The organism is Janthinobacterium sp. BJB426 (assembly GCF_002735705.1).
Taxonomy (GTDB): Bacteria; Pseudomonadota; Gammaproteobacteria; order Burkholderiales; family Burkholderiaceae_D; genus Janthinobacterium.
On the sequence record NZ_PDZL01000003.1, the window covers coordinates 288,654 to 309,366 of the forward strand.

The 20,713-nt window shown below is 60.8% G+C and carries 16 protein-coding genes; 12 read left to right on the top strand and 4 right to left on the bottom strand.

All coding sequences use genetic code 11. The features are described from left to right. Window positions 1–62: 62 nt before the first annotated feature. Window positions 63–1,685: a hypothetical protein gene (locus CSQ93_RS06815; RefSeq protein WP_158301157.1), complete on the bottom strand. Its 1,623-nt coding sequence runs from the start codon at window positions 1,683–1,685 to the stop codon at window positions 63–65. A gap of 256 nt (window positions 1,686–1,941) precedes the next feature. Between CSQ93_RS06815 and CSQ93_RS06825 the strand changes: the two genes are divergently transcribed. The 3 genes from CSQ93_RS06825 (at window position 1,942) to CSQ93_RS06835 (ending at window position 4,235) form a co-directional block, all read left to right on the top strand. After that, window positions 1,942–3,285 (top strand): sensor domain-containing protein, encoded by a 1,344-nt coding sequence (locus CSQ93_RS06825; protein WP_099377379.1) that lies wholly within the window; start codon window positions 1,942–1,944, stop codon window positions 3,283–3,285. Window positions 3,286–3,334: 49 nt separating this feature from the next. Then, on the top strand, window positions 3,335–3,721 hold the full coding sequence (locus tag CSQ93_RS06830) for a hypothetical protein (protein WP_099377380.1): 387 nt from the start codon (window positions 3,335–3,337) through the stop codon (window positions 3,719–3,721). Window positions 3,722–3,791: 70 nt separating this feature from the next. Continuing rightward, window positions 3,792–4,235 (top strand): DUF411 domain-containing protein, encoded by a 444-nt coding sequence (locus CSQ93_RS06835; RefSeq protein WP_099377381.1) that lies wholly within the window; start codon window positions 3,792–3,794, stop codon window positions 4,233–4,235. A gap of 93 nt (window positions 4,236–4,328) precedes the next feature. On the opposite strand, the gene CSQ93_RS06840 is transcribed toward CSQ93_RS06835, so the two are convergent. After that, window positions 4,329–6,560, bottom strand: coding sequence for an NADP-dependent isocitrate dehydrogenase (locus tag CSQ93_RS06840; protein WP_099377382.1), 2,232 nt, complete (start codon window positions 6,558–6,560; stop codon window positions 4,329–4,331). A 364-nt stretch (window positions 6,561–6,924) separates the two neighbouring features. Here CSQ93_RS06840 and CSQ93_RS06850 point away from each other — a divergent pair, with 364 nt between their 5' ends. Further along, window positions 6,925–9,078 (top strand): TonB-dependent receptor, encoded by a 2,154-nt coding sequence (locus CSQ93_RS06850; RefSeq protein WP_099377384.1) that lies wholly within the window; start codon window positions 6,925–6,927, stop codon window positions 9,076–9,078. Between the two features lie 281 nt (window positions 9,079–9,359). Here CSQ93_RS06850 and CSQ93_RS29370 read toward each other — a convergent pair whose 3' ends face one another. Next, window positions 9,360–9,629, bottom strand: a complete 270-nt coding sequence (locus CSQ93_RS29370) for a hypothetical protein (RefSeq protein ID WP_233516083.1) — start codon at window positions 9,627–9,629, stop codon at window positions 9,360–9,362. Between CSQ93_RS29370 and CSQ93_RS06855 the strand changes: the two genes are divergently transcribed. The 8 genes from CSQ93_RS06855 (at window position 9,610) to CSQ93_RS06895 (ending at window position 19,457) form a co-directional block, all read left to right on the top strand. Beyond that, the gene (locus CSQ93_RS06855) at window positions 9,610–10,920 is read left to right on the top strand and encodes an FAD-dependent oxidoreductase (RefSeq protein ID WP_099377385.1); all 1,311 of its coding nucleotides are present in this window, start codon (window positions 9,610–9,612) and stop codon (window positions 10,918–10,920) included. The genes CSQ93_RS29370 and CSQ93_RS06855 overlap by 20 nt on opposite strands. Next, window positions 10,917–13,934: an iminophenyl-pyruvate dimer synthase VioB gene (gene vioB / locus CSQ93_RS06860; protein WP_099377386.1), complete on the top strand. Its 3,018-nt coding sequence runs from the start codon at window positions 10,917–10,919 to the stop codon at window positions 13,932–13,934. Before CSQ93_RS06855 ends, vioB begins: the two co-directional genes overlap by 4 nt. Window position 13,935: 1 nt before the next feature. Then, the gene (locus CSQ93_RS06865) at window positions 13,936–15,225 is read left to right on the top strand and encodes an FAD-dependent oxidoreductase (RefSeq protein WP_099377387.1); all 1,290 of its coding nucleotides are present in this window, start codon (window positions 13,936–13,938) and stop codon (window positions 15,223–15,225) included. Further along, window positions 15,225–16,343, top strand: a complete 1,119-nt coding sequence (locus CSQ93_RS06870; RefSeq protein WP_099377388.1) for a tryptophan hydroxylase — start codon at window positions 15,225–15,227, stop codon at window positions 16,341–16,343. The genes CSQ93_RS06865 and CSQ93_RS06870 overlap by 1 nt, the downstream gene beginning before the upstream one ends. 10 nt (window positions 16,344–16,353) lie before the next feature. Beyond that, window positions 16,354–16,935 (top strand): violacein biosynthesis enzyme VioE, encoded by a 582-nt coding sequence (gene vioE, locus CSQ93_RS06875; RefSeq protein ID WP_099377389.1) that lies wholly within the window; start codon window positions 16,354–16,356, stop codon window positions 16,933–16,935. A gap of 91 nt (window positions 16,936–17,026) precedes the next feature. After that, window positions 17,027–18,190, top strand: coding sequence for an MFS transporter (locus CSQ93_RS06880; protein WP_099377390.1), 1,164 nt, complete (start codon window positions 17,027–17,029; stop codon window positions 18,188–18,190). Then, window positions 18,108–18,374 carry a PEP-CTERM sorting domain-containing protein gene (locus CSQ93_RS29660; protein WP_099377391.1) on the top strand — a complete coding sequence of 89 codons (267 nt, stop codon included), beginning with the start codon at window positions 18,108–18,110 and terminating at the stop codon, window positions 18,372–18,374. The genes CSQ93_RS06880 and CSQ93_RS29660 overlap by 83 nt, the downstream gene beginning before the upstream one ends. A gap of 693 nt (window positions 18,375–19,067) precedes the next feature. Then, the gene (locus CSQ93_RS06895; protein ID WP_099377393.1) at window positions 19,068–19,457 is read left to right on the top strand and encodes a hypothetical protein; all 390 of its coding nucleotides are present in this window, start codon (window positions 19,068–19,070) and stop codon (window positions 19,455–19,457) included. A gap of 678 nt (window positions 19,458–20,135) precedes the next feature. Here CSQ93_RS06895 and CSQ93_RS06900 read toward each other — a convergent pair. After that, entirely contained in the window at window positions 20,136–20,648 is a 513-nt protein-coding gene (locus CSQ93_RS06900; RefSeq protein ID WP_099377394.1) for a DnaT-like ssDNA-binding protein, read from the bottom strand. Between the last annotated feature and the right edge of the window lie 65 nt (window positions 20,649–20,713).

Below are 20,713 nucleotides of genomic sequence, written 5' to 3' on the forward strand. Positions count from 1 at the left end.
TCAAAAGCACAAAGCCCGTCTTCGCAGGAAGGCGGGCTTTTTGCATTGAGCGTGCTCAATCGCTAAGCGACGACGGCCTTGTCCCGCTCCGGCAGCACATCGGCTTGCCACAGGCTGATGGTCCGGCCCGCATACGACTGCAGCAGCACATCGTCGTTCAAGGTCAGCAACGCCTGCTTGCGCTGTTCCAGGCGCGCCTCCGGCGTCATCTCCTTCTCGCCCGACTTGTACGGCCCCAGCACGGGCAGCAGGTCGCGCAGCACGGAATAGTTGCCCGGCGTGGTCTTGTCCGATTCCAGCTTGCCCAGGAAATACTTCATGACGCGCTCGGACTGGTTGCCCTCCTGCCGCAAGCTCGCCTTGACCATCTTGCCATCCTTGTACGCCACTTGCGCATCGCTGCTGGCCGTATCCTCGATCTGGTGATAGGTGTAGTTCTGCGATTCCGTATTGTCCAGCAGGCGCAGCGGCACGCCGGGGACGAGCGTTTCATGGAAGCTGGCGCTCAGCTTCGATTGTTGCTGCTGCCTGATCGACCGTTCGTCCTGACTGGCGCCGGCCTGCTCCGTCTTTTGCGACACTTCATAATTGAAGCCATCCCTTTCCGCACTGCGCATGGGATTGCTGAATTTCACGGTTTGCGACACGGAGGCGCTGAAATCGGCCAGTCCCGTCAGGATGGACTTGTCCTCGGCCGCCAGGCGCCACTTGCCCGTCGCGGGATTGTCCGTGGCTACTTGCGGCGCGGCGGCGTTGCTGTGCAAGGCAGTGAAGCTATCCTTGAGCATGGACACCAGGCCCGCGTCGCCATGGCCGCGCGACGCCGCCTGGTCGAACTGCTTCATGTAGCTGTCCAGCGCCTTGGCTTGCTTTTCCTTGCTGCCCAAGGTATTGAGTTGGCTGGCGTCGACCTTCAGGTCCAGACTGCCGGCCTCGCCGCTGAAGCTGACCTTGCGCTGCGCGCCATCTGCCTGGAAATCGAGGGTTTGAACACTTTCCGGCTCGCCGCGCACCTTCACTTCCGCATGCAGCTTCACCGACTCGAGCACCTGCTGGTCGAACTGCATCAAGCCTTCCAGCTTGATTTTCGGCGTGCTCTGCCCCATGCCATCGATGGCTTCCTGAAAACCTTTCGCCAGTTCGCCCAGGGCGCTCGCCTCAGCGTCGCTGAGCTCGCCGCTGGTCGTCATGTTCACGGCCAGGCCGTCGCCCTGGCTGTCGAGCGACAGCTTGACTTCCACGCCGCTCCTGGTGGTGATGCTGAGGGACACCCGGTCTTCGCCATTGCCATGCAGGCTGCCGGGCGCGATGCCGGATGCGCCATAGATATTCGGCGTGGTGCTTGGCGGCGGCTGCCGCATCGCCTGCGAGAAATTATAGTTTCCCAGCTTGGCCTGTCCCAGCATGGCCGCGCCCAGGCCGCTGAAGCGGCCGCCAAACGCGTACGAAGAGAAACTCTTCGTCATCGCCTCGCTCACTTTGTCGCGCGTAGCGCTTTCCCACACCATGGGCGCTTTCACGAACGCTGCCGGCTTGCTGTCGCTCACGCTCTCCGGGCTGAGCGCAACGATGGCAGACGGCGTGGATGCGGGCGACGGGGACGGCGCCTCCGTGCGGTTCGACGCGGCGGAGGAAGCCCGTGACGGGGCGCTATTCCAGCTGGACAGTGGAGAAATGGAGGTCATGGCGCTGTCACCTTGCAAATGGAGAGAAGATGCATCATAAAAGTTCGATATGGTTAGTTTTTTTGCAATTTCCTGGCGCCAGGCAAACCTGGCCTCACGTTATCTGGCGTGAAGGCAAGTACTGCATGGCAATACTGCATTAACGGCAAGAAACGGAAAAGCATGAGCGTCGGGGAAATGAAACATTTTCATGCCGCAGACCTCGCCTGCCCCAACAAGTTGAATCACAGCCGGGAATGTCCATTAAAATGCCACTATGGAACACAAGATTCTGCGCGCGCCGCTGGCCAGCTTTACCGACTTGTTGCTCGATGCCGTGTGCATGGTCGACGTGGAGGGGCGCTTTGTTTTCGTCAGCGCCGCCTGCGAACGCATCTTCGGCTACACGCAGCAGGAAATGATCGGCAAGCTCATGCTCGACATGGTCGCCCCCGCCGACCGCGCGCGCACCTTGGCCGCCGCGCGTGCCATCATGGATGGCCATGCGCAGACGCACTTCGAGAACCGCTACCTGCGCAAGGATGGCAGCCTGGCGCACATCATGTGGTCGGCCCGCTGGTCCGCCGCCGACCAGCTGCGCGTGGCCGTGGCGCGCGACGTCACCTTGCTGAAACAGGCGCAGGCCAAGCAGGCCGCGCTGTACGCCATCTCCGAAGCCATGCAGGCGACGCAAGACTTGCCCGCCTTGCTGCACCGCATCCAGCACATCATCGGCGATCACTTGCCGGCACGCAGCCTGACCTTGCTGCTGCATGACGAACACGGCGCCCAGGCTCCCATGACCTCGCATGCCGACGACAGCGCGCCCCAGCCAACATCGTCCCTGGCCAGCCTGCTGTGCGACGAAGTCCTGCGCAGCGGCCGTCCCCTGCTGCTGCAATCGGGACAACTGGCCGGCCTGCCGGCGGCGCTGCAAACGGCGGCCTGCGCCCTGTCCTCGTGCTGGCTGGCCGTGCCGCTGTATTCGTCCCTGGGCAGCATCGGCGCGCTGGCCCTGCAAGGGGGCCAGGATGCCGTCATCGGCTCGGCGCAAGACCAGGATTTGCTGCAATTTGTCGCCAAGCAACTTGCCACCGCCATCGAGCGCCGCCAGTTGCAGACGCAAATGCAGTTCATGGCCATGCACGACGAGCTGACCCGATTGCCGAACCGCCGCCTGTTCCACGACCGCCTGCATACGGCGTTCGCCCGCGCACACCGCCAGGAAGGCCGGCTGTCGCTGCTGTTCCTCGACCTCGACAACTTCAAGCGGGTCAACGACGAGCACGGCCATGCCTGTGGCGACCTGCTGCTGCAAACGGTGGCGAGCCGCCTGCGCGATTGCATGCGCGAAACCGACACCCTGGCCAGGATGGGCGGCGATGAATTCGTCGTGCTTCTGGAAAGCAATGCCACGCCGGGGGACGTCAGCCTGATCGAGCAAAAGATCCACGCGGCCCTGGCTGCGCCGCTGCACCTGGGCAACGGACAGCAATTGCAGATCGCCGTCAGCATCGGCGTGGCCCACTATCCGGAAGATGGCGATACCATGCAGTTGCTGCTGCGCCATGCGGACCGGGCCATGTACGCCTCGAAAGTGCTGGCGGCCGCCTCGCGCTAACGGACGCCCGCTCCTGGCGACAGTTTCCCCTATGCTATACTTTCCGGCGATGCTGAGACTCTTCAAAACATGGCTGATCCTGCTGTTGATCACGGCGGTGCCGCTGCAGGCGGCCGCTGCGGGCGCCATGCTGGCGTGCGCGCCGTTCGCTGCCGCGCCTGCCGCCGCGATGACAGCGGCTTGCCAGCATGACGCCACGCAATCCTCCGCCGTTCCGGACAGCGCCAGCACACCGGAAGAAAACAAGACCCCAGCCAAGCATCCCGCATGCGGCGCCTGCTCCAGCTTTTGCCTGGGCGCGCTGATGCCACCTGGCATTACCCCGCCCGCCGCGTCCTGCAGCGGCGCGCAACAAGTCACCATCGCAACGGCCACCTTGCTGACGGGATTCATTCCCGACGGCCCGCGCCGGCCGCCGAGACCGCTTTCCGCTTAGCTAGCAGTTTAAATACCAAGCAGGCCACCAAAGTGGCCACGATAGACCTTATTCGTCTGAAAGCAACACCATGATCAAACATTTATTGCTGCGCGGCGCCTGCGCCGCCATGCTGGGCCTGCCCACGTTCGCCATGGCGGCCCTGCCCGTCATCGAAGTCTACAAGAGCGCCTCCTGCGGCTGCTGTGCCGACTGGATCAAGCACCTGGAAACGAACGGCTTTACGGTGCGCGCGAAAAATGTCGAGATGCCGGCGCAATACCGCAAGCTGGCCGGCATTCCCGACGCGCTCGGCTCCTGCCACACGGGCCTCGTCAACGGCTACGCCATCGAAGGCCACGTGCCGGCCAGCGAAATCAAGCAGCTGCTGCGCGAGAAACCCAAGGCCAAGGGCCTGGCCGTCCCGGCAATGCCGATGGGCTCGCCAGGCATGGAAGGACCGCGCAAGGATGCGTATGACGTCTTGCTGGTCAAGAACAATGGCAGCACCAGTGTCTACAAGCACTACCAATAACACTGAAGGGCAATGAAAAACGCCGCCGGAATCGCTTCCGGCGGCGTTTTTTTATCAGGCAGCAGTCAAGAACTGACTGCCTTCATGACTGCATCAGATGCTGTCCAGCACGGCATTCAGGCTGGCGCTAGGACGCATGACCGCTTCCGTCTTCGCCGGATCGGGCAGGTAGTAGCCGCCGATATCCGTTTCCTTGCCTTGTACTGCTTTCAGCTCGGCAACGATCTTTTCTTCGTTGTCAGCCAGGGCTTTGGCCACTGGCGCAAAATGCGCTGCCAGTTCCGCATCGTCCTTCTGCGTAGCCAGGGCTTGCGCCCAGTACATGGCCAGGTAGAAATGGCTGCCGCGGTTGTCGAGTTCGCCGGTACGTGGCGATGGCGACTTGTTGTTGTCCAGCAGCTTGCCGGTGGCTTCGTCGAGGGTTTTCGCGAGGATTTTCGCCTTCGCATTGCCCGTCTTGATGCCCATGTCTTCCAGCGACACGGCCAGGGCCAGGAACTCGCCCAGCGAATCCCAGCGCAAATGGTTTTCTTCCACCAGCTGTTTGACGTGTTTCGGTGCCGAACCGCCGGCGCCCGTTTCGTACATGCCGCCACCGGCCATCAGCGGCACGATCGACAGCATCTTGGCGGACGTGCCCAGTTCCAGGATCGGGAACAAATCGGTCAGGTAATCGCGCAGGATGTTACCGGTCACCGAGATGGTGTCCAGGCCGCGGAAGGCGCGTTCCAGGGTGTAACGCATGGCGCGCGTTTGCGACATGATCTGGATGTCCAGGCCCTTGGTATCGTGCTCTTTCAGGTAAACCTGTACCTTCTTGATGACTTCGTTCTCGTGCGGACGGTAGGAATCGAGCCAGAACACGGCAGGCATGCCCGAGTTGCGCGCGCGCGTGACGGCCAGCTTGACCCAGTCGCGGATCGGCGCATCCTTGACCTGGCACATGCGCCAGATATCGCCCTCTTCCACCGTTTGCGTCAGCAGCACTTCGCCCGTTTCCAGGTCGGTGATGTTGGCGATGCCGCCTTCAGGCACTTCAAACGTCTTGTCGTGCGAACCGTATTCTTCCGCTTGCTGCGCCATCAGGCCCACGTTCGGCACGGTGCCCATGGTCTTCGGATCGAAGTTGCCATGCCATTTGCAGAAGCCAATCATTTCCTGGTAGATGCGCGCGAAAGTCGATTCCGGCATGACTGCCTTGACGTCTTTCGGACGGCCATCGGCACCCCACATCTTGCCGCCGATACGGATCATGGCTGGCATCGACGCGTCGACGATGATGTCGTTCGGCGAATGGAAGTTGGTGATGCCCTTGGCCGAATCGACCATGGCCAGTTCCGGACGGTTCGCGTGGCAGGCGTGCAGGTCTTTCAGCACTTCATCTTTTTGCGACGCCGGCAGGGTCTCGATCTTGTCGTACAGGTTGCTCATGCCATTGTTGACATTCACGCCCAGCTTGTCGAACAGGGCAGCGTGCTTGGCGAACGCGTCCTTGTAGAAGATGCGCACGCAGTGGCCGAAAACGATCGGGTGCGAGACCTTCATCATGGTCGCCTTGACGTGCAGCGAGAACATCACGCCCGTCTTGAAGGCGTCGTCGATTTCTTTCTCGTAGAACTCCAGCAGCGCTTTCTTGCTCATGAACATGCTGTCGATGATTTCGCCCGCCTGCAGGGAAACCTTCGGTTTCAGCACGATGGTCTTGCCCGAGGCCGTGACCAGTTCCATCTTGACGTCGCGCGCTTTTTCCAGGGTCAGCGATTTTTCGCCATGGTAGAAGTCGCCATGGTGCATGTGCGACACGTGCGTCTGCGACGACTGGCTCCACTCGCCCATCGAATGCGGGTGCTTGCGTGCGTACTCTTTGACAGCCTTCGGTGCGCGGCGGTCGGAATTGCCTTCGCGCAGGACCGGGTTGACCGAGCTGCCGATGCACTTGCCGTAGCGGGCTTTCAGGGCTTTTTCTTCGTCCGTCTTCGCATCTTCCGGGTAGTCCGGCAGCTTGTAGCCACGGCCTTGCAATTCGCGCACGCAGGCGATCAACTGGCCCTGGGAAGCGCTGATGTTCGGCAGCTTGATGATATTGGTGTCCGGATTCTGGGTCAATTTGCCCAGTTCAGCCAGCGTATTCGGGACTTTTTGCGCGTCCGTCAGGAATTCGGGAAATTCAGCCAGTACACGCGACGCCACCGAAATATCGCTGGCGACCACGTCCACGCCAGCCGGCGCGGTGAATTTTTTGATAATTGGCAGCAGGGAATACGTCGCGAGCAGCGGCGCCTCGTCAGTCAGCGTGTAGATGATTTTGGATTTTTGTGTTGCCATGTTCATTCCCTTGTATGCGGTGATGCCTGGTGGTTAACTTTCTTCATTCCAAACACAGGACGGTTAGCCTTGCTTTGGACGGCTAGTGTGCCGGCGGTGACGCCGTGCTTGCCCACCACGTATTTTAGACTGTCCTGCCGCTGTTTGTGTATCCGATGGCGACGAATCTTATATAAGACAGCAAATATCGGGATCTGAAGGCCCAGGATGGCCATTTTCCGCGCTGAAATACCCTCCAGGCACGCGCACGGCATGGTCATGAGCGTGGCAGCAGCGACTATTTTAATCATTATAAATCGTAATGATTCTCATTTATAATGTCGTGCATGCAATTCCTCCCTACTGACTTTATACGCTGCCCTTGATGCCCATTCCACATTCCCCACTCGCCCATCCCCACCTCACCACCCGGCTGATCCTCGCCGGCCTGCTCGTTGCCAGCGTCACGCCGCAGGCGATCGCCCAGGCCGCGGCCGATGCATCGACCCCGCTCGCCACCGTGCTGGTGAATGGCCAGGCCGAAGCGGACGCCGGCGGACAGATCGCCAAGAGCGCGCGCGCCGGCATGCTGGGCGAAAAAGACTTGCTCGATACGCCGTTCAGCGTCAACAGCTACACCAGCCAGCGCATGCTAGACCAGCAGGCGCTGACCCTGGCCGAGGTGCTGGGCGGAGACCCGTCCACCCGCTTCACGGGCCAGATCGGCGGCGTCACGGATTCCTTCTTCATCCGCGGCTTTCCCCTCAACGAGGGCAATCTGAGCGAAGTGGCGTTCGACGGCGTGTATGGCGTGTCGCCCAATTACCACCTGTTTACGGAATACCTGCAGAGCGTGGAAGTGCTCAAGGGACCGGCCGCGCTGCTGTACGGCATGTCGCCGAATGGCGGCGTGGGCGGCGTCGTCAATGCCGTGCCGAAACGCTCGCTGCCGCGCGACCTGACGCGACTGACTTTTGACTACGGCTCGGGCTCGCAGGCTGGCGCGGCCATCGACGTCAGCCGCCGCTTCGGCGACGAGCGGCGTTTCGGCATCCGCGTCAATGGCTTGCACCGCCAGGGCCACACGCCGCTCGACCACCAAACCTCGCGCGCGGAAGTGGCGGCCATCGCCCTCGACTACCAGGGACAGCGGCTGCGCGCCTCGCTCGACGTGATCGAGCAATACCAGTGGATCGACGCGCCCACGCGCCCCTTCCTCGTGGCCGCGCGCCTGCCGGTGCCGGCAGCGCCCGATGGCCGGCGCAACATCGCCCAATCCTGGGGCTGGTGGAAGTCGAACGACCTGGCCACCCTGGGCAAGCTCGAATATGACCTGAACGACAAGGTCACCGTGTTCGCCGACGTGGGCGGCACGCGCTCCGACGTGTCGCGCTATTCGGACCAGACGCCGACCATCACCAGCGCGGCGGGCGACATGACGGTCACGCCCATGAATTGGAAATTCCGCGTGCGGCGCGCCAGCGGCGACACGGGTGTACGCACGCGTTTTCGCACGGGCGGCATCGAGCATGCGCTGGTCGTGATGGGCAATGTCTACCGCGATGAATTTGGCAGCGTGAGCAATTCCGGCAAACTCATCACCTCGAATATCTACCACCCTGTCGCCGTGGCCGACCCCGGCATTCCCGCTCCGGTCCGCGCGCCGAAACTCTCGGCCTCCACGCTTTCCAGCCTGGCCGTGGCCGATACGCTGGACATGCTGGACCAGCGCGTGCAACTGACCTTGGGCGTGCGCCGCCAACTGGTCGAATCGAAAAACTACCACGCCACCAGCGGCGCGCTCACCACGCATTACAAACAGGGCGCCCTGACGCCGCTGGCCGGCATCGTCGTCAAGCCGCTGCGCCACGTGTCACTGTACGCAAACTATATCGAGGGCTTGAGCAAGGGCGATATCGCGCCGAACATCGCCGACAACGCGGGCCAGGTCTTCGCGCCCTACAAGAGCAAGCAATATGAAGTGGGCACGAAGGCCGATTTCGGCGTGGTGCTGGCGACCCTGGCCGTGTTCCAGGTGAGTAAACCCAGCGGCCAGCTGTATGGCAAGGTGTACAGCATGGATAGCGAACAGCGCAACCGGGGCCTGGAACTGAATCTGTCCGGCGCCGCCAGCAAGGCCGTGCGCCTGCTGGCCGGCATCACCCTGCTCGACGGCCGCCTGGTAAAGACCAACAACGCCGCCACCATGGGCAAGCGTCCCGTCGGCGTGCCCACGTCCATGGCCAACCTGGGTGGCGAATGGGATATGCCGTACTGGCCGGGCTTGACAGCCACGGGCGCCGTCAACTACACGAGCAAACAGTTTGTCGACCAGACGAATCTGCAATCGGTGCCGTCATGGACCAAGGTCGACCTGGGCTTGCGCTACCGCACGGCCATCGCCGGCAAGGCGGCGACCTTGCGCGGCGGCCTGATGAACGCGTTTGACCGCCACTACTGGGCCGGCGTGGCCTCGTATGGCACCGTCTCGCAATCAGCACCCCGCAGCGTGCAACTGTCGGCCGCCGTGGATTTTTGACGGGCACCGGCAGCAAAGTAAAAAACAGCAAAAAATAGCAAAAAGCAGACCATCTCACCATGGATGGCGACAGGACCCACTGCTGGTCCTGTCGCCATCGCACACACGGCGGAACTCCCCGCATGACTGCGGTCTAACAGACCAGGGCAGTGGCCGGAGAAGCCGCACCACACCGCATTCCAGTCCTCCCGGCTACCGCCCGGCACACTGCCGCCGCCATCGCGCATGCATCGCCGCATCAGCAGCGGTGCAGCCACGAACGACAACTACATTGATATTTATCAAATTGACTGCCCGATGCGTGGGCTACTGTCGGTGCCATCTTTGATTTGAAACAGAAACTCTGCTGCCAAGAATCGACCATTCCAGACACAACGCCAGTTCTCGCCAGGCTCTTCATTCCCCAGCCGATAACGCTCGCCAAGTGCGGTAACACCCAGCGTTCCCCCTCCCTTGCCTGTACGTGCCGGGGAAACTTTTGCTAGCGATTTTGCAGCTTTTTGATTAATGCACGTTAAAAAGGAATTTCGTATGAGCACGTATTCTGACATTTGCATCGTTGGCGCCGGCATAGGCGGATTGACTTGCGCCAATCAACTGATCGACGCCGCCGCCAGCAGGAAGCTGCGCATCCGGGTCTTCGACCTGAATCCCACCGTCGGCGGCCGCATCCAGTCGCGAAAAATAGATGGCGAGGAAATCGCCGAACTCGGCGCCGCCCGCTACTCGCCGCAGCTGCATCCGCATTTCCAGCAACTGATGCAGGGCAGCGGACTGCCGCATGCCGTCTACCCGTTCACCAAGGTCATCTCGCACGACAGCGTGCTGGAAGAGCTGAAGGCAACGCTCGATGACCTGAGCCCGATGCTGAAAGAGCATCCGAACGACTCCTTCCTCGAGTTCGTCAGCCATTACCTGGGCGCCGCCAAGGCCACCCACATCATCAAGGCGACCGGCTATGACGCCTTGCTGCTGCCGATGGTGTCGGCGGCCATGGCCTACGACATCATCAAGAAACACCCGGAAACGCAGCACTTTACGGAGAACGCCGCCAACCAGTGGCACTACGCCACCGATGGCTACCACGCGTTGCTATGCCAGTTGCAGCACCAGGCCCAGGCCGCCGGGGTGGAATTCCGGCTCGAACATCGCTTGCTGTCCGTTGAAAAATCGGGCGCCGAGCATGTGCTTGCCTTCAGCCACCACGGCGACACGCATATGCACCGCACACGCCATCTGGTGATGACCATTCCGCCGTCCGCCATGCCGCGCCTGAACCTGGATTTTCCTGCCGCCTGGAGTCCGTTCCAGTACGACTCGCTGCCCCTGTTCAAGGGATTTTTCACCTTCGACACGGCCTGGTGGGATGCGCTGGGGCTGACCGACAAGGTGCTGATGGCGGAAAATCCCCTGCGCAAGGTTTACTTCAAGAGCGACAAATATGTGCTGTTCTACACCGACAGCAAAAGCGCCACCTACTGGCGGGACAGCCTGGAACTCGGTGAAGACGTGTACCTGGCGCGTGTCCGCAGCCACCTGGAAGAAATCCTGCCGCTCGATGGCCAGCCGCTGCCGCCGATCAAGGCGCATTTCCACAAGTTCTGGCCGCATGGCGTCGAGTTTTGCGTGGAGCCAGAAGCCGAGCACCCGGCCGTCCTGCTGCACCAGGACGGCATCATTTCCTGCTCGGATGCGTATACCGCGCACTGCGGCTGGATGGAAGGCAGCCTGATCAGCGCCCAGCACGCCAGCGGCCTGCTGCTGCAGCGGCTCGATCAACGGGAAGACCTGGTCGCCGCCGCCAACGATACCTTCATCACTTCCTCGACCGAGCGCGCATGAGCCTACTTGACTTCCCCCGCCTGCATTTTCGGGGTTTTGCCCGCGCCAATGTGCCGACCGGGAATCGCAATACGCACGGCAACATCGATATCGCCACGAATGCGGTATCGATGGCGGGCGAAGCTGTCGACCTGAGCCGGCCGCCGGCCGAATTCCATGCACACCTGAAACAGCTTGCCCCCCGCTTCAATGCGGCGGGCAAGCCGGATCCGGACGGTATCTTCAGCCTGGCGGCAGGTCACAATTTTGGCGGGAATAATCATTTCTCTTGGGAAAACGCGAGGATCACGGGCGTCCAGCTGCGTCATGGCGAGGTCGATACGCAGGATCCGCTGGTGGGCGCCAAGCTGGGCCTGTGGGGCCACTACAACGAGTACTTGCGCACGACGTTCAACCGCGCCAGGTGGATCGACAACAACCCGGCCCAGCCGGACACCACGCTGATCTACGCCGGCCAGTTCACCTTGAGCGACAAGCTGGCCACGCCCAACACGCCCACCTTGTTTACCGCCGACATCGCGCAGGCGCACTCGGTGCGCTGGCTCGGCAGCGGCCATATCACGGAACGCAGCGGGCATTTCCTGGACGAGGAATTCGGTCGCTCCAGGCTGTTCCAGTTTTCCGTGGCCAAGCAAGACCCGCATTTCCTGTTCAATGCGGACCTGCCGCTGCCGGCAAGTATGCGTGCTTTGCAGCAAGCCCTGGCAGATGACGACGTGCTGGGCCTGACAGTGCAGTATTGCCTGTTCAATATGTCGACGCCGCAAAAACCCGACTCGCCCGTGTTCTATGACCTGGCCGGCAGCATCGGCCTGTGGCGACGCGACGAGCTGGCCACCTATCCGGCCGGCCGCCTGCTGCAGCCGCGCCAGGCCAGCCTGGGGCCGGTGCTGGTAAAGCTGCATCCGGATCGCGTCGCGTTCAACATGCCGACCGCCATCCCCTTCACCATGCGCGACGCGGGCGCCGTCTCGGAACAGCATCCCACGCATGCGCTGGGCGGCAAGCAGGCACTCGGCGACCTGCTGCTGCATGATGACACAGGCACCTTGCTGGCACGGATTCCGGAATCGCTGTACCGCGACTACTGGCGCCACCACGGCGTCTTCGACGTGCCGCTGCTGCACGCTGGCGCCTCGGGTTCCCTCAGCCTGGGCAGCGCGCAGGCGCAGTGGGATGAAGCCGACTGGGTGCTGCAATCGGACAGCAACCAGCTGTATCTGGAAGCGCCGAACCGGAACAAGCACGAGCAATTTCCGCAGACCATCACCGTGCAAAGCCGCTTCCGCGGCGAGCTGGCGGCGCCCCCGTCCTTGGCGCAAGCGGAAGACGGCACGCTGCTGGCCGTGCAGCAGCAGCCGTCGCCGCTCGGGCATGGCTACACGACGCTGACCCTGACTGGCAGCCAGCCGGGCGCGACCCGTGTCGTGCTGGGGGCTGGCAACGACAAACAGTACCTCGGCGTACGCGTACTGCCCGACGACTGGGACCTCGACGACGTACCGGCCGAACAGGTCGACTACGCCTTCCTCTACAGGCATGTGATGAGCTACTACGAGCTCGTGTATCCCTTCATGTCGGACAAGGTCTTCAGCCTGGCGGACCAGTGCAAGTGCGAAACGTATTCGCGCCTGATGTGGCAGATGTGCGATCCGCAGAACCGCGAAAAGAGCTACTACATGCCCAGCACCCGCGAACTGTCGCTGCCAAAGTCGCGCCTGTTCCTCAAATACCTGACCCAGGTCGAGGCGGCAGCCGCGGCCAAAGCGGCGGTGCCGGAAGCGGCCACGCCGCATGTCATCGGCTGCAAGGCGGAGTTGATCGACGAGCTGAAAAAGGCCATCGACCTGGAACTGTCGCTGATGCTGCAATACCTGTATGCCGCGTATTCGATTCCCAATTACGCGCAGGGTGCGGCGCTGGTGCAGGCCGGCCGCTGGCTGCCGGCTGAGCTGGAACTGGCCTGCGGCGCCGAAGACCGGCGCCGCAACAGTGGCACGCGCGGCGCATTGCTGGAAATCGCGCATGAAGAAATGATTCACTACTTATTAGTCAACAATGTGCTGATGGCGCTAGGCGAAGCGTTTTATAGCGGTACCCCGCTGCTGGGCCTGCAGGCGCGCCGGCGCTTCGGCCTGGACACGGAATTTGCGTTCGAACCATTTTCCGAACACGTGCTGGCCCGCTTCGTGCGTTTCGAATGGCCCGACTACCTTCCCACGCCGGGCAAATCGATTGCCACCTTCTATATTGCGATCCGCCAGGCCGTGGCCGAGCTGCCCGGCCTGTTCGAGAGCGGCGGCGGCAAGCGCGGCGGCGAGCACCATTTGTTCCTGAAAGAATTGACCAACCGCGCCTATCCCGGCTACCAGCTGGAAGTGTCGGACCGCGACAGCGCGCTGTTCGCCATCGACTTCGTCACGGAACAGGGCGAAGGCGTGGCCGTCGATTCGCCGCATTTCGCCTCGTCGCACTTCCAGCGGCTGCGCACCATCGCCGGCAGGTTTGCAGCCTGCGGCAAGCCGTTCGAGCCGGCCGTGCCGGCGCTGAAGAATCCCGTGCTGGAAGCACGCGCGGACTGCACGGTGGTAACCGACCAAAAGGCGCGCGCGCTGATGCAGCTGTATCAGGGCTGCTACGAACTGACCTTCCTGATGATGGCGCACCATTTTGCGCAGCAGCCGCTGGGCAGCCTGCGCCGCTCGCGCCTGATGAACGCCTCCATCGACATCATGACCGGCCTGTTACGCCCTCTGTCGGCCGCCCTGATGAACATGCCATCGGGCGTGCCCGGCCGCCATGCGGGACCGCCCGTGCCCGAGCCGGTCAGCAGCCGGGTCAGCAGCGACTACAGCCTGGGTTGCGACATGCTGGCGCAGAAATGCCTGGCGCTGGCGCGGTACGCGCGCGGCCTTGAGAGCGATGTCATCGGCATGGCGCCGATAGAAATGTTGGAGTTTTTTAATCAGCAACTTACCGATTTATCTCGGGGAAAGATGTCAAGAGAGGCCTGAAATGCATAAAATCATTATCGTCGGCGGAGGCCTGGCAGGTAGCCTCAGCGCCATTTATCTGGCGCAACGGGGACACGATGTCCACGTTGTCGAAAAACGCGGCGATCCGCTGCAGCAAGCTTACGCCAACGCCGATCCGGTCAACTCGCGCGCCATCGGCGTCACCATGACCGTACGCGGCGTCAAGGCGGTGCTGGCGGCTGGCATCAGCAGGCAAGAGCTGGAGTTGTGCGGCGAACGCATCCTTGGCATGGCGTTTTCCGTCGGCGGTACATTCAAGGTGCGCGAACTGGAACAGCGCGAAGGCCTGTTCCCACTATCGCTGGACAGGTCCGCCTTCCAGCGCCTGTTAAACACCTACGCCGCCAGGCACGAAGTGAAATACTACTTCGAGCATAAATGCCTGGATGTCGACCTGGAAAGAAAAGTCGTGCTGATCCAGGGCCCGGACGGCGCCCTGCAGCACCTGGATGGCGACCTGATCATCGGCGCCGACGGCGCCCATTCCGCCGTGCGGCGCGCCATGCAGAGCGGCATGCGGCGCTTTGAATTCAAGCAGAGCTTCTTCCGCCATGGCTACAAGACCCTCGTGTTACCGAATGCGGAGGGCCTGGGTTTCAGGAAGGATTTGCTGTATTTCTTCGGTATGGCTTCCAAGGGCCAGTTTGCCGGCCGCGCAGCCACCATTCCGGACGGCAGCGTCAGCTTTGTCATTTGCCTGCCCTACTCCGGCACGCCCAGCCTGAACACGCTGAACCGGGAAACCATGGCGGCCTTCTTCGACCGCTATTACGACAAGCTGCCGGCGGCCAGCCGGCAAGAGATGGTGAACCAGTTCATCGCCCTGCCCAGCAACGACCTCATCAATGTCCGCTCGAGCACCTTCCATTACAAGGGCAATGTCCTGCTGATCGGCGATGCGGCGCATGCCACCGCCCCCTTCCTCGGCCAGGGCATGAACATGGCGCTGGAAGACACCTATATCTTCGTCACTTTGCTGGAAAAGCACGGCAATGCGCTGGCGCCCGCCCTGGCCGAGTTCACGCAGCAGCGCAAAGTACAGGCCGACGCCATGCAGGATATGGCGATCGCCAACTACGAAGCGCTGAGCAACCCCAATCTGATTTTCTTCCTGCAGACGCGCTACAACCGCTTTATGCACCAGAAATTCCCCCGTATTTATCCACCCGACATGGCGGATAAATTGTTCTTTACATCGATTCCTTACGATGAACTGCAGCAAATTCAGAAAAAACAAAACGTTTGGTACAAACTTGGGAGGGTAAATTAATGAACATTCTCGTCATCGGCGCCGGTCCCGCAGGACTGCTCTTCGCCAGTCAGATGAAACAGGCCCAGCCCGGCTGGAATATCCGCATTACGGAAAAGAATACCCCGGAAGAAGTGCTGGGCTGGGGCGTGGTGTTGCCGGGACGGCCGCCGCGCCATCCGGCCAATCCGCTCTCTTACCTGGAGCAGCCGGAACGGCTCAATCCGCAGTTCCTGGAAGAATTCAAGCTCGTGCACCACGAGCAGCCCAACCTGATGGGCACCGGCGTGACGCTGTGCGGCGTCGGACGCCAGGCCCTCGTGCAGGCCCTGCGCGCCAAGTGCGTAGCAGCCGGCATCGATATCCGCTACGAAACGCCGCCGGCGGACAAGGCGCAACTGGAAGCCGAGTACGACCTGGTGGTGGTGTCGAATGGCGTCAATTACAAATCGCTGGACTTGCCGCCAGCACTGGCGCCGCACATCGATTTCGGCCGCAACAAATACATCTGGTACGGCACCACCCAGCTGTTCGACCAGATGAACCTGGTGTTCCGCAGCAATGAACACGGCATTTTCATCGGCCATGCCTATAAATATTCGGACACGATGAGCACCTTTATCGTCGAATGCAGCGAAGAAACGTACGCGAAGGTCGGGCTGGAGGCGCTGTCCGAGCACGACGCCGCCGCGTATATCGCCAAGACGTTCAAAGCCGAACTCGGCGAGCACGGACTGCAGAGCCAACCGGGCCAGGGCTGGCGCAACTTCATGACCCTCAGCCGCGACCGGGCCTGCGACGGCAAGTTCGTCCTGCTCGGCGATGCGTTGCAATCGGGGCATTTTTCCATCGGCCATGGCACCACCATGGCCGTGGTGGCGGCCCTGCTGCTGGTCAAAGTCCTCGATACCGAAGCCAACACGTCCGCCGCCCTGGACAGCTTCAATGCCCGCGCCGTGCCGCTGGTGCACTTATTCAAGGAGCATGCCAACAGCAGCCGCCTGTGGTTTGAAAGCGTGGGCGAACGTATCGAACTGAGCAATGAAGAGCTGACCGCCAGCTTCGACGCCCGCCGCAAGGACTTGCCTTCGCTGCAAGAAGCGCTGATGGCCAGCCTTGGCTACGCACTGGGCCGCTAAGGGAGATACCATGCCGACACACCTCGCCCCGCCGCTGCTGCCGCTGCAATGGAGCAGCGCCTATATTTCCTACTGGACGCCGATGCGGGAGGACGATCAGGTCACGTCCGGCTATTGCTGGTTCGACTATGCGCGCAACATCTGCCGCATCGATGGTCTGTTCAATCCCTGGCCGGAAAAGGAACATGGACACCTGCTGTGGATGTCGGAAATCGGTGACGCCAGGCGCGAACAAAGCCGCAAGCAGAAAGTGGCCTACACAAGGCAGGCGGAGGCCAGTGGCGAGCAGCTGCACGGCACGGCACTGGCCGATGAGGTGATCCCGTTCCATGACCTGTTCCTGCCGCAAGCGGTGCTGCTGGACGGCGGTGCCCGTCACGACGGCCTCCACAGCGTGCTGGGTCGGGAAGCGGACGCCTGGGTAGTGGAGCGGACGGGCAAGCCGCCATCGGTCTTTTACCTGGAGGCCGGTGGCAACCGCCTGCTGCGCATGGTCACAGGCAACGACCCGCAGCACCGGTCGGTACGAGACTTTCCCAACCTGTTTGTCGGTGATATTCCGGACAGCGTCTTTACGTCTTGCAACACCTGACCAGGACGTGGCGCGCGCAAGGGCCGCATGAGGCCGAGGCCCGCGCCACGCCTGGCTGGCGTTTTTGTTATTACTCTCGAAGGATATTGCTATGCCGCTGGTTGTTTACATTTTGGGGTTGACGATCTTTTCGTTAACCACCTCCGAATTCATGGTGGCGGGCATGATGCCGTCGCTGGCCCTGGCCATGGACGAACCGGTGACACGGATCGGCTATCTGATCTCGCTCTACGCCATGGGGATGGTCATCGGCGGACCGCTGAGCACCATCGCCCTGCTCAAGCTGCGCGTGCCGAACAAGCAGGGACTGCTGTGGCTGCTGGGCTTTTATGTCCTTGCCCAATCCGTTGCCGCGTCCGCCACCAGCTATGACATCCTGGCCATCGCGCGGGTGGTCACCGGCGTGGTCGCCGCCACCTGCTTTGGCCTGTCCCTGGCGATCTGTGCCGACATCGTCGCTCCCAATGCGCGCGGACGCGCCGCCGCCGTCGTGATCGGCGGCCTCATGCTCGCTTCCGTGGTGGGCGTGCCGGTCGCCACGCTGATCGACCAGCATCTGGGATGGCGCGCCAGCTTCTGGCTGGTGGTGCTGCTGGCGCTCCTGTGCCTGGCACTCATCACCGTACTGGTGCCGCGCGCCAAGCCATCCGAAGTCGTCAGCCTCGGCAATGAACTGGGGGAATTCCGCAACCGTCACCTGTGGGCAGCGTATGCCAGCAGCGGTCTCATCATCGGCGCGATCTTCGCGGCCTTCAGCTACTTCGCCTCCATCCTGACGGAAATTACAGGATTTCAAGCTTCCGACATCCCCTGGCTGCTGGGTATCTACGGCGTCGCCAACGTGGTGGGCAATGGCGTAGTCGGCCGTTATGCGGACCGCTACACCACCGTCATCATGGTCTGGGGCATGATCATCCTGAGCATCAGCCTGGCGCTATTCGCCGTCTTCGCGCACGACAAAACCATCAGCGTCGCCTTGCTGGTCGTCACGGGCCTGGTCGGCATGTCGATGAATCCCGCCATCATCGCCCGCGTGATGAAGACCGCCCACCCAGGGCCGCTGGTCAACACGGTGCACACGTCCGTCATCAACATCGGCCTGGGCGCCGGCTCCTGGCTCGGCGGCCTCGGCATTGCCGCCGGCTACGGCTTGCGCTCCCCGTTGTGGGTCGGTGTCGCGCTGGCCGTGCTTGGCCTCATCAGCTTGCTGCCCTACCTCGGCCACAGGTCGCGCGGTTCGGTGCTGTCGCATTGATCGTTGGGGCGGTTGGGCCAGATTCATTTTCTTTGGGGAAACCCATCCGATAACGCTGATTCAGGCATTTAACGTCGACGATGGCACTGTTACCCCCGTCCCAGAACCAGTAACCTACGGCATGCTGCTGGCGGGCCTAGGCCTGCTGGGCTTCATACTACGGCGTAGCAAGAATCAAGCGTAACAATGGCAAAGCCACCCAAAAGGTGGCTTCTTTTTTTTTTGCTGCCACGACCATAGTGCGTGGTGAACGGCACATGCAGGGCGAGCAGATCCAATGCTGGGTCCCCGTACTGTCGCGAGTTTCAGCTATCGGTGGCGCGAAGCGCAGCCCTTGCACTTGCCGTCCAGCCGGTGTGCCAGCGACTTCCCGGCCGCACTCGATCGCCTCGACAGTCCAGCTGCGCCAGATTCTGTTGCTTGCCCTCTTACATGCAGTTAAGCGTGCCGTTGTCGGACTTCGCGTTTAGCGAAAACACACAATCTTCAATATGTGCCAGACACAAGATTCGCACATTCAGCGCCGAGTTGATAAGCGGAAAGATTATCAAAGCGTGCACTAGCAATCTCAAGCCTGGTTTCAATAGTAAAGAAACTCTGATGCATTGGAACAAGAACGTTCGGGAACCTCATCAGGCGCTGGAGATTATCATGCAAAATACTATCATCCGGATTATTCCGCATCACTGGACATAATTTTAAGCTGTGGCAGTTATATTTGGTGACAAAGCGAGTATTTACGTGACATTTTCAGAAACGCATCAGTAATAAATATAATTATTTTCAAAAATAATGTTTTTCAACAATAATGTGGTGTAGCATTCCATTCAGCTGAGCAGTTACATTTCTTTTCTTTTACATTGAAAGGTAATTTATCATGAGCAATGTACCAGTACCCGGAAACTATGTTTCTGAAGATAAGAATTTTACATTTAAAATCAGTTCGGCCGATTCCTCGAATGGCGTCATCAGCGGCGTATATAACGCAAGCTATAGTCCTGTCGGCCCACTGACCGCCGAAGGCAATATCGGACACTATTCATGGGTATTTAACAAGGCCCAAGGCAAGGATGGCGTGGCGCCATTCGTTATCAGTTTTGGCGGAAGTGCTCGTCCTAACGGTCGGCCATATTGCATCAGCGATGCGTGGAACGGGGCATACCAGACCGACAATAGCATCCTTGCAGAAGGCGTTCGTTCATTCGTCAATCAAGATGGCGTGGTCCAGGTACGCAGCCTGGGTACCTTGCGTTTCGCAATCGGCTAATTAGCAGCGGCAGAACGAAATAAAGTAGTTATTTTATGTAACTGCTCAGCCAAGATAGACAATATCAGTCGCATAAAAAATCGTTATATTTAGTGATGATTAACTTACCACCCTATAGCAATTATTTCCAAAATAAAATATTCTCCATTGGCAGCTGATCAAGATGTGATGCCTCTGACTCTTCTAAAGAATTCATAAGCAGAGTAAGCATCATTAACTGAAACGGAAGCACGGATATACCTGCCTCGATCTTGGCCAAGACTCATACCTTGGAGCAGTCCAGCGCCTGCAAGCCGAGCGCCTGAATTCTTCGTCCGCCATGCATTGCCGCTCAGCCCGCACCAAGCGCACCGCCTGCTGCAGAGTAAGCCGGATCACCTCTCCCCTCAAAAAAACGCTCTAAAGGTGCGATCTAGCACCTCGGCCGCCGTCGGTGCCGGCATTGGCGCCCCCTTTCGCTGCAACGGCAACAGCAGCAATTGCTGGTCGTGCGCGATGCCTTAGGCCGAACCGACAGGAGTCCAGACCTCGCGGAGTAGATCGCCGCCAGTGGCAGGTCGAACGGCTCCAAATTCATGGCGCGCGCGATCGGGTTTGTGACGTTCCATACCTTTCCATCGGAACTGTATGTGTTATCGGCGACGAAACAGCCATCGATCTTCACGGCGGGGTATGCGCTCATGCTCGTATCAACTTCATCGCGTTGCCGCAGCCGGCCGAGCCCAAATAAGGCGCGAGCAACGTATCAACTGCCACGAAGCGCTCGCGTGCGTCAGTGGTGTTCTGGAAATACTCCGTTTCCAGTGGGCCAGTCTTGTCTTTTTTGATGGCGTTGGAACCAGTGTCGAGGTCGGGCAGCAGATCCTCGCCGCTGCCGGCGCGCACGGCCAGATCGATGCAGGCATTGACGATGTCCAGCGGCGCGATGGTGCTGGGCACGATGAAGCCGTCGACTGCCACGTTGTAACGCGGCCAGTCCAGCGCCTGGTGCTGATACACCCGGCGGCCGGCCCAGCGCGTGCGGTAGGTCGCCATGAACAGCGTAGCCCTGCGCAAGGCGATCTCTTTATCGGCCTCGGTCAGCGCAGCCCAAGCGGTCAGGCCCAGGCTGGCGCAACGCGCATCAGCTGCGGCGACACTGGCATAGGATTCGGCTTCGGCCAGACCTGCGCCAGTTTCAATCGTAAGCATAAGAAATCCTACATTTTTAATAAATATTCAATTGCTGCAATTTAGAAAAAATTATCGTATAATTA